Raw genomic sequence first — 14,486 nt, 5'->3', positions numbered from 1 at the left:
ACACCGGCATGGCAATTTTCGGACGGCTCAGTCCGCAAGCCCTCCCCCTGCATGAACCGATCCTGCTGGCCACGTTTCTGATCGTGTTGCTGGCGGGTGCGGCGGTTTTGGGGCTGATCACCCGCTATCGCCTGTGGACTTACCTGTGGCGCGAATGGATCACCAGCGTCGATCACAAGAAGATCGGGATCATGTATGTCATTCTGGGCATCATCATGCTGCTGCGCGGCTTTGCCGATGCGATCATGATGCGCCTGCAACAGGCCGTCGCCTTTGGCGCCAATCAGGGCTATTTGCCCGCGCATCATTACGACCAGATATTTACCGCCCATGGTACGATCATGATCTTTTTCGTCGCCATTCCGCTGGTGGTGGGCATCATCAATTTTGTCATGCCGCTTCAGATCGGCGCGCGCGATGTGGCCTTTCCCTTTCTCAACAATCTCAGCTTCTGGCTGACGGCGGCGGGGGCGGGACTGGTGATGATATCCCTGTTTGTGGGCGAATTTGCGCGCACGGGCTGGCTTTCCTACGCGCCGCTGGCCGAACTGGCCTACAGTCCTGACACCGGGGTCGACTATTATCTGTGGTCGCTCCAGATTGCAGGCGTGGGCACGACGCTTTCGGCGATCAATATGGTGGCCACCATTATCAAGATGCGCGCGCCGGGCATGACGATGATGAAGATGCCGGTGTTCTGCTGGACGGCGCTATGCTCGAATGTGCTGGCCATCGCCATTTTTCCGGCGCTGACGGCGGCCTTTTTCCTGCTGCTGCTCGACCGCTATGTCGGCACCAATTTCTTCACCAACGATCTGGGCGGAGCGCCCATGATGTATTGGAATATGGTCTGGATCTGGGGGCATCCCGAGGTCTATGTGCTGGTCCTGCCCGCTTTCGGCATCTATTCGGAAATCACCTCGACCTTCACCGGCAAGCGGCTCTTCGGCTATTCCTCGATGGTCTATGCCACGGTGGTCATCACGATCCTGTCCTATCTGGTCTGGCTGCACCATTTCTTTACGATGGGATCGGGACCCAGCGTCAACAGCTTCTTCGGCATCGCCACGATGGTGATATCCATTCCCACCGGGGCCAAGATCTTCAACTGGCTCTTCACCATGTATCGCGGCGACATCCGGTTCGAACTGCCGATGCAATGGGTGGTGGCCTTTATGCTGACCTTTGTGGTGGGCGGGATGACAGGCGTGCTGCTGGCCATTCCTCCGGCCGATTTCGTGCTGCACAATTCCCTGTTTCTGGTGGCGCATTTCCATAATGTCATCATCGGCGGGGTGGTGTTCGGCCTGTTTGCGGGGATCGTCTATTGGTTTCCCAAGGCGTTCGGTTTCAAGCTTGATCCATGGTGGGGCAAGGTGGCCTTCTGGGGCTGGGTCATCGGCTATTGGGTGGCCTGGACGCCGATCTATTTTGCCGGACTGATGGGCACGACGCGACGGGTCCGCCATTTCGAGGATGTCGCCCTCCAGCCCTATTTCGTGCTCGCGCTGGTGGGCGCCTTTATCATTCTGGTGGGCATCCTCGGCTTTGTGATGAGCATCGTCATGGGTTTTCTGCGCCGCCGCGAACTGGCCGACACGACCGGCGACCCATGGGACGGACGGACGCTGGAATGGTCCACCACCTCGCCGCCGCCCGCCTACAACTTTGCCTTCACCCCCGTCATTCACGATCTGGACGCGTGGTATGACATGAAGTCGCGCGGCTATCAGCGGCCGGTGTCGGGTTTCCGACCCGTCCATATGCCGCGCAACACCGGGGCCGGCTTCATCCTTGCCGTTCTCGCCGCGGTCATGGGTTTCGCCATGATCTGGTATATGTGGTGGCTGGCGCTGATCGCCTTTGTCGGGCTGCTGGTAGTGGCCGTGGGCCATACGTTCAACATGAAACGCGACTTCTTCATCCCGGTCGAGACCGTCACCCGCATAGAGGAAGCACGCCTGTCGGGGGGCGCCCAGTGACCGATCACGCCGATGATCCCGGCCGCAGCATCACGTGGCATCGGGTGGATGAGGATGGCCACGACCACGAGGACGGCAACGCGACACTGCTGGGCTTCTGGATCTATCTGATGAGCGATGCTCTGATCTTCGCCTCGCTTTTCGCCATGTTCGGCGTGGTCAGCACCAGTTATGCCGGGGGGCCGGTGCCGCGCGAGATTTTCAACCTGCCGCTTGTCGCGCTTAACACGGGCCTGCTGCTGGCCTCCTCCATCACCTTTGGCGAAGCCATGCCGCATCTGGCGGCGGGGCGAGCCGCGCCGGTGCGCGTGTGGCTGGCCATGACCGGCCTGCTGGGGGCCGGTTTTGTCGGCGTCGAACTCTATGAATTCGGCCATCTTGTCAGCGAGGGAGCCGGACCGCAGCGCAGCGCATTTCTGTCGGCTTTCTTCACGCTGGTCGGCACCCATGGCGCGCATGTCACGGTGGGCATGATCTGGATTGCGGTCATGCTGGCCCAAATTGCCCGAAACGGCCTGACCCCGGCGATGCGGCGGCGGGTGATGTGCCTTTCGATGTTCTGGCATTTCCTCGACATCATCTGGATCGGGGTGTTCACCTTCGTCTATCTCTATGGAGTGGTGCGGTGACAGATATGCAGGCTATGGATGGATCTTCCCAGGCTCATAGGGCCGAGAGGCATCGCTTCTACTGGGCGGGCGTGCTTCTGGCCGCAGCGCTCACGGTGCTGCCGTTCTGGCTTGTCATGACCGGTCAGGCCGACCGTTCCACTACAGCCTTGTTGATCTTTGCCATGGCGCTGGTCCAGATCGTCGTGCATGTGGCTTTCTTCCTGCATGTCGATACACGCTCCGAAGGCGGTTGGACCCTCTTGGCCTTTCTGTTTACGGCTGTGATCGTGGTGCTGACCATCGGCGGATCCGTTTGGATCATGTATCATCTCAACACCAACATGATGCCCGGCGCCATTACGGGCCATTAGGTTCATCGACCAGGAAGAGCATCGACGGCACGGAATTCCAGAGCCGTTGATACTAATAAAACAGAACCTGGAGAGATCTGGAAATCTTTCCCAACACAGGTCCGATGCAATTCTCACGTAGGAAAGTAACTGCAGGAGGGACAGGAAGTGCGAGAGATTCTGGCTCCCATTCTCAGCAAGCTGAACCAGTTGAAGCCGCTGGAGCCGGCCGATAAGGAAGCCTTTTTAAAAATGCCATGCCGAATAAAAGAGGTTGATTCAGGACAGGTCCTTATTGACGAAGGCATTCGCACCGTAAACTGCATAGGTCTTCTCTCCGGCTTCGCCTACAGTCATCAGATACTGCAGGATGGCAAACGACAAATCATTTCCGTGCATATACCCGGTGACTTTCCCGATCTTAAAAGCGCGATTCTAGGGAAAGCCTGCGATACGCTCCAAATGCTGTCTCCGGGCAGGATCGCGCTGTTCAACATGGCCGATGTCCAGCGACTCCTGACGGAAAGACCAGCAATTCAGACCGCTCTCTGGCGCGAAACTCTGGTGACCACATCAATCGTTGGTGAATGGCTGACCAACGTCGGACGTCGGGACGCACGGGGCCGAATTTCCCATCATTTGTGTGAATTTGCCGTGCGGTTGCGCTTCGCCGGCTTGCTGGAGGGAAATGCCTATGAATTTCCCCTGACCCAGGAACAGATCGCCGATGCAACAGGATTGACTGTCGTTCATGTCAATCGCACGCTGCAGGACCTTCGGCGCGCAGGGGTGATCCGCACAAAGCGGCGCGCTGTTCAGATTGTCGATTGGCAGCGCCTGGTGCAATTGAGTGATTTCAGCCCGCGATATCTTCACGGCAAGTCCGAGATGCGGCAGGGAGACCGGCCGGATCAGTAAAAGCGACCATCCTCAGCACCGCCCGCCACGCCTGCAGCACCGACGAGACGTCCGTCCTTGATAATCGGCTCCCCCCGTCTGCGGGAAGGGTATTCCTGCTTAGTGTCGAACTGTCGGCGGAACGAGACCAGTTATGGTTTCTTTATAGGTCATGGTCGTCCGCGCTCCCCGTTGGTTTTTATGGCTGCCTGCCGCGGTGGTCTGGTTGACACCGTGCGCGGCGAACGCCGATGACGATCCGCCTCCTGTGTTCACAGGGACACTGCGAGATAATCTGGATGGCTGGCTCATTCCAAGCATAGGCTCTCCAGATCCCGTGGTCCTTAATCGCCTCCAGATTTCCGGAACAATCGCTGGGGACCGCCTCGGGGCTCCCGGCCTTGCCATCCACGCCCAGGTGTTCAACCTGTCCGGAAGCAGCCTGAGGGCCCGAACGCAAGACATTCAGGCCGCCGACGCCATCGATGCGGTGCCGATGACCCGCCTCTTTGAGGCGTGGGTTGAAAAACGTTTCGGTTCAGCTGAACGCAATGTCGCGATCCGCTTGGGATTGATGGACGCCAATGCTGATTTTGACACTATCGTCGCGGCCAATTGGTTGGTCAATTCCTCGCAAGGTATTGGCGCCGATATCGCACGTAGTGGTCTCAATGGACCTTCCGTTTACCCGGTCTCTTCGCTGGGAGCCCGGATCAGTTGGACCCCCAACAAGCATTGGACCGCGCGCCTCGCTGTGCTGGATGGCGTTCCCGGTGACATGGACCACCCTCGGGTATTCGTCGCTGCCAGCCTTGCGCCGCGTGACGGGGCTCTCACCATAGGTCAGGTCGATTACCGCTGGTCGGAGGAAGGCCGCGCTGCGGTAGGGTTTTGGAATTACTCCCTAGCCAGACCGGGGCTCGATGACGCGGGATTGCATCGTGACCAGGGCTTCTACGCCGAGGTCGAAAGCGCCTTGCCTGGCTCGAAACACTGGAGCGGTTGGCTGCGATACGGTCGCGCCCGCGGCGATGCGCAGGATGTTGACGGCTATTGGGGCGGCGGCGTTGTGGGCAAGGGCTTGCTCGCGGGGCGAGACGAAGACCGGCTTGGCCTTGCCTTTGCCCGCGCATCGATCAGCCCGCTGGCGGTCGCCCTGAATAAGCTGCCTCGGGCGGAGGCATCGTTCGAAGCCAGCTATCAGGTCAAATTAAGCGAGCGCTGGGCTTTCCAGCCTGACGCTCAGTACATTCGCCACCCCGCCGCCGTCGCCGGTGCGCCTGATGCGTTGGTGGTCGGAGTGCGTCTGATCCTGTCGGTTGGCGGGCCCAAGCCTGCTCCCGCCACGGATGCATCTGACACGACGGTGCCGTCCGACACGCCTGAAACAAAAGATGGCGATACAAAAAAGGACCCATCGGCTGCTTGACGTATAATCCGCGTATGAAGGAAAGAAGGTTAATGATCACAATCGCAAGGGCTGCCTAGGCGGATGCTCAAACTTTCGGCAATTCCGTTTGTTGCCACCTCGCCCAAGCATAGGAATCAAATCAGGCGCAGGCAGTCGGGGTCTTATTTCCGAGCCTTCATTGAAACCGGAAATGTTGGTAGGCGTGCCGCCAGTCAGCAAGCGTAGGCCGTCTAAACCCCGCGCATGAGCGCGGGCACATGCGCCAGCAGTTCGCGGGCGAGGAAGCCAAGTGGGCCAATCTGCTCTGCGCAGCGTCGCCCGGCTTCGCCATGGAGCCACACGCCCCAGAGCGTCGCCGTCAACGGGTCAGCCCCCCGTGCCGCGAGGCCCGCGACAATCCCCGCAAGCACATCGCCCGAGCCGCCGGTGGCCAGACCTACCCCGCCGCCAGCGAAAACGTGCAGCGAACCGTCGGGCGCGGCCACCAAGGTGGTGGCTCCTTTGAGGGCGACCACTGCACCGAAAGTCTCTGCGGCGCGACGCACGCTGCCAGCGGGGTCGGCGCCCACATGGCCGGCTTCGCAAGCAAGCATTGCTGCCATTTCGCCAAGATGTGGCGTGAGGATCAGCGGCCGGGGATAGGCGTGCAACAGGCGTTCACGGCCAGCGCAGGCAATCAATGCGGCTGCATCGAGTACCAGGGTGGCCCTTGTTCCGGCAGCCTTGACAAACTGGTCCACAATGCTGCCGGCGGCATGAGCATCGACAATTGCCGGGCCGATGATCGCCACATCGAAGTGCGACAGGTCGGCCCGGGCAGGTCCCGCGTCGGCAATTTCGCCGCCTTCGGTTTCCGCCAATGGGATAATCCCCACTTCCGGCATCGCCACGCCGATCGCGAGGGCTGCACCGGCAATGGTGCCGATCTGCACTTTGCCCGCGCCCGCGCGCAGCGCGGCTTCGGCGGTGAGTTGGATGCCGCCGGGCACCTTTTGGCAACCGCCAATCACCAGCACACGGCCTCGGGCGTTCTTGTCTGTGTCCTGCCTTGGATGAGGCAGCGGATGGTCTCGCAGCCAAGTGCTGTCGAGCGGGACGCCGTGAGTGGGCACGTCAGCCACGCGCAGCGACCATCCGGTCAGGTGCAGCGGTGACCGGGGTATGGTCGCGGTCCATCGGTGCGGTGGCGTTGTAACGCGAAAGAACCAGCCCGCCGTTATGTCCATAGTCAGAATCGAAGTAGTATTCAGTTATTGCGCAATTCGCGACATCGCCAGCCTTGTCGATCGCCAGGATTTCGGCCTCCGACAGATTCTCAATGACGTAACGCAGGCACAGCACCACCACTTGGTGCGCCACGATCATGACATGCCGTCCCCCGTAATGGAGCGAGACGGTGTCCATCAGCGCGCGGAGGCGGAAGATTACGTCGACCCACGATTCGCCACCAGGTGGGCGGTGGTAGAACTTGCCGAGATTGCGGCGGAAAGCGGCTTGGTCGGGCTGCAATTCACGGATCCCCGTGGAGGTGAGCCCGTCGAGGATGCCAAACTCCTTCTCGCGCAGGCGTTCGTCAGTACAGATGCGCTCTGCCGGGCTACAGCCACCTGCGGCGCGAAACAGTTCGGCGGTTTGCACAGCGCGGACGTATGGAGAGGCAAGTATGACCTCGGGCTGCGCGTCCGCCCCGGCGAACCAGCGGCCCAAGGCGGTCGCCTGTTCCCGCCCAAGGTTCGAAAGCGGCACATCGACATCGCGCTGTTCGAGCGCGATGCGTGTAAGCCCCTGTTCGTTGGCGAGATCGCGGGCGATGTTTCCGGCGCTCTGCCCATGGCGAACCACCCATAATGTCGCGGGCCAGCGCGGGGTCATAAAGCGTTGAGATCCAGCTGGTTCAACTTCGCGTCGATCACGGCAAAGGCTTCCTGCCAGTCGCGCGGCACGGACTTGTCAGCCACCGAATCATAACGCAGCGGATACGTAAGCCAGCCCTTCTTCTCGAAGTCGTGGTCCTTCCACTCGCGCAGATCAGCAAGCGTGTGACCGGTAAAAAGCTTTGGCGTGCAGGGTCCGGACGCCACTTCCCTCAGCGTTGCATTAGTCCCGCTCTCGCTGAACTCGAGCGAGAGTGGGTTCGCTGGCTTGCCCCTTCCATCGAACACACACATGAACCCGCCGACCTTATGCTGCCGCCGCAACGGGTCCAACGCGCCCTGAGTCGGCCGCTCGCGCCCTGCGCTCTGGGCAATGCCGAGGAACAAGCCCCACGCTCCTTTCGCACCTTTGTCGGGGACGATCTCATCTTCGTGCTTTGCCATGGCGATCTCCCGCCGCAGGGCACCACTGCGCGATGGCGCCGGTGCGGCTCGCTGTTTTTAACGTCGCTGGCGGTGGATGGTTGCCACGGGATCGATGAAAGTTGGGTTCCGAATGCCCGAAAGGAGGCATCGACAAGTGCTATGTCCTGCGAACCCACCGGGATGCCCGGCCCGATCCCGACGACTGCTTTTATCAGACCAAAACGTTCAACAGAGCCGATCCGAAAGGCTAGCTCTGGTCGCCATCTGCCTCAACCTCGAACGCGCTGACGTGATACAACGCGGTCCGCTGTTGATCAGCAGGTCATCCTACGATTATGCGCCTGTGGCCCAAATGGCCCGTTCGACAGCTTAATGATCAACACCGGCCACTAGGTCAGCCTCGGCGCCACACGCCGTTTCCAAGGGAAGAGAACCAGCCCATGAGCTTCTGCAACACGATCTGGCAGGACGTTACCCCGCTGCGCCGCGCAATCCTTGCCCAGCCCTTCCTTGCCGAGCTTGCCGATGGCTCGCTCCCGCCCGAGAACTTCAGGCACTACATGCTGCAGGACAGCCTCTACCTTGCTGAATATGCCCGCGTGCTGGCGATTGCGGCCGCGCGCGCGCCCACGGCCGCAGGACGTCTCGAATTCTCGGACGGTGCCAAGGTCGCGGTGCAGGTGGAACAGGCGCTGCACCAGGCCTTCTTCGTACAGTTCGGTGTCACCCCCGAAATGGGGCGGGAGGCCGAGGCGACGCCCGCGTGCCTTGGCTACACCAGCTACCTCGCCAGCCTTGCCGCAACGCGCAGCTACGAGGAACTGATCGCGGGCATCCTCCCCTGCTTCTGGGTCTATTGGGAAGTCGGCTGCAACATCAAGCCGCGCGCTGTCTCGCCCAATCCGTACGAAGCATGGATCGATACCTATGCCGCACCCTCCTTCGGCGAGGCAACCGATCGCGTTCGCGCGCTGGTGGACGAGGCCGCCGACAACGCCACCCCGGCAACCCGCGCCGCCATGGCGACTGCCTTCCGAACCGCCACGCGCTACGAATGGATGTTCTGGGATTCCGCCTACCGGCGGGAGACCTGGCCGATCTGAGCGGTCCCTTCGAGATTTCCGTTCAACTGAGATGTGTGGCCCAAGCTACCGGGCCAGTCGCCACTAACGTGACTTCCCATGGCGGAGCCATCCCCGCTGGCCTCCTCACCACAACGAGCCACAACTGCCGCTTCTGTCACGAGCAGCCAGTGAGGGTCGGCGGACGAACGGCCGAGATCGTGAAGGGTTTCGGGCGCTTGCGTCCGATTACGCCCCAAAAAGCAGACGTTTAAGAGCTGCAATCCCGCCATCGAGAGCCGACTGCATTCACATCCGCTAGCTGCTGAAATTGGCCGTCTGCACCAGCCAGTCATGAAACGCCTTGACTTCGTTGCGCCGCAGCGCCTTGGGGGCCGCTGCCGCAAAATAGGCCCATGCCACGGGCCAGCGACAACCAGGCAACAGATGCACCAATCTTCCTGCCTCCAGATCTTGCCTCACCAAAGCCTTGCGCACCAAGGCCACTCCGCGCCCGGCCAAGGCGGCCTGAATGACGGCAGAGGTGGAATTGATCTTCAATTCACGCGACGCGGTCGTTTGATTGGCCCCGCTGCGCGCCAACCAATCAGACCAGGAAGGAAAATCCCCGCCCGGATGCGGCGTGGCGTCATGCACCAGCACCTGCTCGGCAATCCAGCCGGCGGTGGGGGCATGATCGTCGGGCAACAGGCGCGGATGACAGACAGCGATGATCTCTTCGCCCATCAGCCGCGTTGCGCGCACGCCTTTCCAATCGCCAAGGCCGCAGCGAATGCCGATGTCCGCCTCGCCATGGGCCAGATCGATCACCCGATCCGACACATCGAGGCGAACATCGATGGAGGGATGCAGCGCGGAAAAATCCTCCAGCCGAGGCAGCAGCCAGTTGGCCACCAAGGCCTGAGATGCCGTGACCAGCACCACCGAGCGCGCATGGCGACCGCGCAACTTGCTCAAGCCCGCTTCAAGCAGATCAAGACCCTTGGCGATATCCTCAAGCGCCTCGCGCGCCTCGTCCACCGGGGTCAGACGTTCGGCCCCCGAGCGCGAGCGGCGGAACAGGCGATAGCCCACCCAATCCTCCAGCGAGCGCACCAACTGGCCCACGGCGGGCGGCGTCACATCCAGTTCGGCGGCGGCTCCGACAAAGCTGCCGTGACGAGCGGCGGCCTCGACGGCCTGAAGCGATTTAAGGCGGGTAAGATGGCGCATGTCATGGCCCATAGACCTTGCGGACCTCACGAGAAAGTTTTTCTTTCTTTGCGATGTCGCTCGATTGCCTCGTCTAAGGTCGCCCCATCCCCCATGGCGGGCCACCACGACAAGGGTTTGACCATGACGCTCAAGGACAAGACAGCACTGATCACCGGGGGATCCAGCGGCATCGGACTGGCGGCTGCCCGCGCGTTGCGACGCGAAGGCGCGCTTGTGGCGATCATGGGCCGCCGTCGTGATGCTCTGGAGACGGCACGGGCCGAACTGGGTGACGATATCGTGATCGTCGAGGGGGATGTATCCAATCTCGCTGACCTGCAGCGGATGCGTGACGCGGTGGGCGCGGCATTTGGCCATCTCGACATTCTGTTTGCCAATGCGGGTCTCGCCATCGCAACTCCTTTGGAAACATGCGACGAAGCCACCTACAGCCGCATCATGGACATCAACGTGAAGGGAACCTTCTTCACGGTGCAGGCCGTGCTGCCCCTCATGCGTGAAGGCGGCTCGATCATCCTCAACACCTCATGGCTCAATCAGGTGGGCGCACCGGGCCGGGCATTGCTCAGCGCCTCCAAGGCGGCGGTGCGCAGTTTTGCCCGCACCATGGCGTCCGAATTGCTGCCCCGCCGGATCCGCGTGAACGCCATCAGCCCTGGTTCCATCGAAACCCCGCTGCACCGTCAGAACGGCCAGAGCGAGGAAGCGTTTCGCGCTTACACCGAGAGGGTTGGCGCGCAGGTGCCCCTAGGCCGGATGGGCAGGGCCGAAGAAATCGCGGCGGGCGTCCTGTTTCTGGCCAGCGATGCATCATCCTATATGCTGGGCGCCGAAATCGTGATGGATGGCGGCCGGGCGGAGTTGTGACCCATGCGGATCCATGATGACCTTTCGATGCGAACAGTCGTGCATGGCGGCCAGATGGACTGGGTGCCCAGTCCGTCCCCGGGGGTAGAACGCCGCATGCTGTTTCGCCAAGGCGGTGAAAAGGCCCGCGCCACCTCGATCGTGCGCTATGCGCCGGGCAGCCACTTTGCCGCCCATTCCCACCCCGGCGGGGAAGAGTTCCTTGTGCTGGAAGGGACGTTCCAGGACGAGCGCGGCGATTATCCGGCGGGCAGCTATGTCCGCAACCCGCCGGGCAGCAGCCACGCGCCCGCCAGCGCACAGGGCTGCATCATCTTCGTGCGCCTATGGCAATTTGCAGAGGGTGATTCCGAAAGCGGGGTCTGCTGCGAGAATGCGCCCACACGGCAATTGTATCTTGCGCCGGGCGAATGGGTCTCGATCGAGAACTGGGCACCCGGCACCTTGCTGGACCTGCCCAACCCTGACGGCATCGAGCTGTTGGTTCTGTCCGGCGCCTGTGCTGCAGGAGAAGATCTTCTCTCCCGCTGGAGCTGGCTGCGCCTGCCCGCAGGCGAAAGGTTGACGGGCAAGGTCGGTGATGAAGGGGCGCAGGTCTGGATCCGCCGCGGCCCCCTGATCCATCCGCATGTTGTGTCTTTTGGAGGCAACCCATGAGCGCCTTGATCGCGGCCCTCACCGGTGTCGGAGCAACCACCCTGCTCGATCTGTGGGCGCTTGCACTGACGCGCGGGTTTGGCGTGAAGGCAACCGATTGGGCGATGGTGGGGCGCTGGCTGGGGCATATGCCGCGAGGCCGGTTTGTGCAGCCCGATCTGTCCGGCGCAAAACCAGTGGCGGCAGAGGCCGCTCTGGGCTGGGCCGCCCATTATGTGATCGGCGCCGGTTATGGCCTGCTGCTGCTGGTGTTGGCAGGGCGCTCATGGTTTGACCATCCATCGGTCCTTGCGGCAATGCTGCTGTCATGGGCTTTGCTTGCGGCGCCATTCTTCGTGATGATGCCCGGCATGGGAATGGGCATCGCCGGGGCTGGAACACCTAGCCCCGGCATAGCCCGTCTCAAGAGTTTGGCCGGGCACACAGTCTTTGGCCTTGGCCTTTATGCGACAGCCAAGGGGCTGGCCGCTACGGGATTTTCGCAATGACCGCGAGTGGGGATGAGAGAATGATGCAAACAGATGTCGCGATCATCGGTGCGGGCGTAGCAGGGCTGCGGGCGGCTGGAATGCTGCAAAAGGCAGGGGTTTCCTGCGCCATTCTGGACGCGCGCGACCGCATCGGAGGGCGCATCGTCACGGTGGACGCCGATGGGCAGCCCAGCGAGGATGGCTTTGATCTTGGCCCTTCGTGGTTCTGGCCCGGCACGCAGCCCGACATCGGCAGACTGGTCGAGGAACTGGGCCTTGCCTCCTTCCTTCAGCACAGCGACGGTGACGTGGTGTTTGAGCGCATGGCGCGCGAACCCTCGCACCGCTTCCGCCCGATCAATCAGGAACCGCAATCGCGCCGTCTGGTGGGCGGTTCGGCCACGCTGATCCGCGCTCTGGCCGCGCAAGTGGCTCCGGACAGCATTCGCCTCAACACACGGGTGATCGAGGCGCGACTGACCGATGAAGGCGCGGTATTGACCACGCTGGATGCCGATGGACGAACAGATATTCTGCATGCAATGCGGATCGTGGCGGCGTTGCCGCCGCGCCTGTTGGCGGCCCATGTGCAATTCCTCCCCGCGCAACGGGCCGACACCATAGTCCGCTGGCAGGCCACACCGACATGGATGGCGCCCCACGCCAAATTCTTCGCCTTTTACGACCGTCCCTTCTGGCGCGAGGCGGGCCTGTCCGGCACCGCGCAGAGCATGGTGGGGCCGATGGTGGAAATGCACGATGCCACCACCGCCACGGGCGAGGCCGCGCTGATGGGGTTCATCGGGGTGCCCGCAGAGCAACGAGCCGCGCGAGGCGAAGCGGATTTGACCGCTGCTTGCCTTGCCCAGTTGGCGCGGATCTTCGGCGCGGAAGCGCAGGCCCCGCAGGCCACATTGATCAAGGATTGGGCCGCAGATCCTCTGACCGCCACCAGCGCGGACCGTTTCGCGGGCGGCTATATCGCACCGTCAGACCGACCGTGGGTGGCTGGCCCGTGGGCGCAACATCTCTTCCTCGCAGGCAGCGAGACGAGCGCTGTCGAACCCGGCTATCTCGCGGGCGCTGTCATGGCGGCGGAGCGCGCGGCGCGGGTCATACTGTCAACAGGCCAAGTTTAATGCAAAGCCTGCGTTACAGGCGTGCGCCACGGTTCAAGATGTTGTAAGCGCAGAACATGCTGTCGCCAGCACCCTGCGCCTGCATTGCTGACGTTCAGGGGCCCAAGCCGCGGCATAGAAACCGGTCGTTGCTTCACCGTCATCCGGTGCGCTGGAATGCCCAGGCCTGGGACTAGTACGAACCCGCTGACGCGGGAGTGGCGCTTGTTTTGAGGCCTGGCCAGTGATCGGCGGTCTGGGTCTAAGTTGAGGTCTGGTCCAGGTAGGCAGACGATTGTGGCTCCTTTCAACCAAGGAGTCGTATCATGACCAATGTTCTGTCTGATGCCCCCGTCACTTCCCTGCGTCAGCGCATGATCGAAGACATGAACATGCGCCGGTTCACGCGGAAGACCCAGTTCGATTACGTGCGGCATGTCGCGAGGTTCGCCACATATCTTGGGCGTCCCCCCGATACTGCGACGGCAGAAGAACTCCGGCAATTCCAGGTCGAACAGCGCGAGGCGGGCATAGGGATCCCGACCATGAACAGCATCGTTTCTGCGCTGCGTTTCTTTTTCACTCATACCATTGATCGCCCGGATCTGTCCCGCAAGCTCTACACGGTCAAGAATCCGCGCTCCTTGCCCATTGTCCTCAGCCGCGAAGAGGTCGTGCTTCTCCTTGGCGCGACCAACTGCCTGAAGCACAAGGCTGCACTGTCCGTTGCGTATGGCGCTGGCTTGCGCGCCGCCGAAGTGACGATGCTGAAGGTCCGCGATGTCGACAGCAAGCGCATGCTCCTGCGGGTAGAGCGCGGTAAAGGCGGGCGCTATCGCAATGCGCTCCTGCCCGCTGACCTTCTTGCCCTTTTGCGTGAGTGGTGGACGGTCGGCCGCAAGCAGGGCGTCATGCACGCCGATGGCTGGTTGTTCCCGGGCATGCACTATCTCAAGCCGCTGAGTACCCGACAGCTCCATCGCATCGTTGTCGATGCTGCCGAGTCCGCGGGGATCAAAAAGCGGGTCGGCCCACACACTCTGCGGCACAGCTTCGCCACGCATCTGTTGGAAGACGGCGTCGATATTCGGATCATCCAGGCACTGCTCGGGCATGCGAACCTCGAGACCACCGCTTTCTACACCACGGTCGCAACTCGAACGGTGCGCGCGGTCATCAGTCCGCTGGACAAGTTGACGACGCTGCTCGAGCCGCAGGTGGCTCCTCCCGGCTGAGCCGGTGCGCAGCCATCTCGAGGTCGCCGATATCTTCCGTAGCGCCGGGCCCGCGTATCGCTCAGCCCACGCCGGGCATCTGAGCCTCGGCCAGTTCAAGGTCATGACGGCGATTGAGAATTGCCGCACCGCCGCGCTGGGCGGTCACGTCGAGGCCTGCGACGACTGCGGGCACTGGCGGATCGCCTACAACTCATGCCGCAACCGGCACTGTCCCAAGTGCCAGGGCGCTGCCGCGCGCACCTGGCTGGCCGCGCGTGAGGCCGATCTGTTGCCGGTCGGCTACTTCCA

General features: G+C 62.1%; 16 protein-coding genes. 12 read left to right on the top strand and 4 right to left on the bottom strand.

Features of this window, described 5'->3' with window-relative positions; translation table 11 throughout:
• Positions 1-8 precede the first annotated feature (8 nt).
• The 5 genes from cyoB to FHW92_RS20455 all read left to right on the top strand — a co-directional run bounded on the left by cyoB (position 9) and on the right by FHW92_RS20455 (position 5,269).
• The gene (gene cyoB / locus FHW92_RS20475; RefSeq protein WP_168605296.1) at positions 9-1,982 is read left to right on the top strand and encodes a cytochrome o ubiquinol oxidase subunit I; all 1,974 of its coding nucleotides are present in this window, start codon (positions 9-11) and stop codon (positions 1,980-1,982) included.
• Entirely contained in the window at positions 1,979-2,611 is a 633-nt protein-coding gene (gene cyoC, locus FHW92_RS20470; protein ID WP_168605149.1) for a cytochrome o ubiquinol oxidase subunit III, read from the top strand. Before cyoB ends, cyoC begins: the two co-directional genes overlap by 4 nt.
• A 5-nt stretch (positions 2,612-2,616) precedes the next feature.
• Entirely contained in the window at positions 2,617-2,964 is a 348-nt protein-coding gene (gene cyoD, locus FHW92_RS20465) for a cytochrome o ubiquinol oxidase subunit IV (RefSeq protein WP_168605295.1), read from the top strand.
• Between the two features lie 147 nt (positions 2,965-3,111).
• The gene (locus tag FHW92_RS26265) at positions 3,112-3,861 is read left to right on the top strand and encodes a Crp/Fnr family transcriptional regulator (RefSeq protein ID WP_168605148.1); all 750 of its coding nucleotides are present in this window, start codon (positions 3,112-3,114) and stop codon (positions 3,859-3,861) included.
• Positions 3,862-4,012: 151 nt separating this feature from the next.
• A complete protein-coding gene (locus FHW92_RS20455) occupies positions 4,013-5,269 on the top strand; it encodes a carbohydrate porin (protein WP_282599811.1) in 1,257 nt (418 codons plus the stop codon).
• A gap of 212 nt (positions 5,270-5,481) precedes the next feature.
• On the opposite strand, the gene FHW92_RS20450 is transcribed toward FHW92_RS20455, so the two are convergent.
• From FHW92_RS20450 to FHW92_RS20440, 3 genes are read right to left on the bottom strand one after another with little or no spacing between them, the layout of a single operon-like run.
• A complete protein-coding gene (locus FHW92_RS20450; protein ID WP_349237725.1) occupies positions 5,482-6,372 on the bottom strand; it encodes an NAD(P)H-hydrate dehydratase in 891 nt (296 codons plus the stop codon).
• Positions 6,365-7,123 carry a histidine phosphatase family protein gene (locus tag FHW92_RS20445; RefSeq protein ID WP_168605145.1) on the bottom strand — a complete coding sequence of 253 codons (759 nt, stop codon included), beginning with the start codon at positions 7,121-7,123 and terminating at the stop codon, positions 6,365-6,367. The genes FHW92_RS20450 and FHW92_RS20445 overlap by 8 nt, the downstream gene beginning before the upstream one ends.
• Entirely contained in the window at positions 7,120-7,569 is a 450-nt protein-coding gene (locus FHW92_RS20440) for a hypothetical protein (RefSeq protein ID WP_168605144.1), read from the bottom strand. The genes FHW92_RS20445 and FHW92_RS20440 overlap by 4 nt, the downstream gene beginning before the upstream one ends.
• Before the next feature lie 422 nt (positions 7,570-7,991).
• Here FHW92_RS20440 and tenA point away from each other — a divergent pair, with 422 nt between their 5' ends.
• Entirely contained in the window at positions 7,992-8,654 is a 663-nt protein-coding gene (gene tenA, locus FHW92_RS20435; RefSeq protein ID WP_168605143.1) for a thiaminase II, read from the top strand.
• 276 nt (positions 8,655-8,930) lie between these two features.
• Here the strand turns inward: tenA and FHW92_RS20430 are convergent, their stop codons facing one another.
• Entirely contained in the window at positions 8,931-9,845 is a 915-nt protein-coding gene (locus FHW92_RS20430; RefSeq protein WP_168605142.1) for a LysR substrate-binding domain-containing protein, read from the bottom strand.
• A gap of 93 nt (positions 9,846-9,938) precedes the next feature.
• On the opposite strand from FHW92_RS20430, the gene FHW92_RS20425 reads away from it, so the two are divergent.
• The 6 genes from FHW92_RS20425 to FHW92_RS20400 all read left to right on the top strand — a co-directional run.
• Entirely contained in the window at positions 9,939-10,715 is a 777-nt protein-coding gene (locus FHW92_RS20425) for an SDR family oxidoreductase (RefSeq protein ID WP_246870321.1), read from the top strand.
• Between the two features lie 3 nt (positions 10,716-10,718).
• A complete protein-coding gene (locus FHW92_RS20420; RefSeq protein WP_168605141.1) occupies positions 10,719-11,372 on the top strand; it encodes a cupin domain-containing protein in 654 nt (217 codons plus the stop codon).
• Entirely contained in the window at positions 11,369-11,860 is a 492-nt protein-coding gene (locus FHW92_RS20415; RefSeq protein ID WP_168605140.1) for a DUF2938 family protein, read from the top strand. The genes FHW92_RS20420 and FHW92_RS20415 overlap by 4 nt, the downstream gene beginning before the upstream one ends.
• A 20-nt stretch (positions 11,861-11,880) precedes the next feature.
• Positions 11,881-12,981, top strand: a complete 1,101-nt coding sequence (locus tag FHW92_RS20410) for an NAD(P)/FAD-dependent oxidoreductase (RefSeq protein ID WP_168605139.1) — start codon at positions 11,881-11,883, stop codon at positions 12,979-12,981.
• A 305-nt stretch (positions 12,982-13,286) separates the two neighbouring features.
• Entirely contained in the window at positions 13,287-14,195 is a 909-nt protein-coding gene (locus FHW92_RS20405; protein WP_168605138.1) for a tyrosine-type recombinase/integrase, read from the top strand.
• A 4-nt stretch (positions 14,196-14,199) separates the two neighbouring features.
• The coding region (locus tag FHW92_RS20400; RefSeq protein ID WP_172249361.1) for a transposase zinc-binding domain-containing protein at positions 14,200-14,486 on the top strand (287 nt) is incomplete at its 3' end.

The sequence above is a fragment of the Novosphingobium sp. SG707 genome (assembly GCF_012275515.1).
Classification (GTDB): domain Bacteria; phylum Pseudomonadota; class Alphaproteobacteria; order Sphingomonadales; family Sphingomonadaceae; genus Novosphingobium.
The sequence above is the reverse complement of the archived record's forward strand: the minus strand, read 5'-3'. Positions and strand labels throughout refer to the sequence as shown.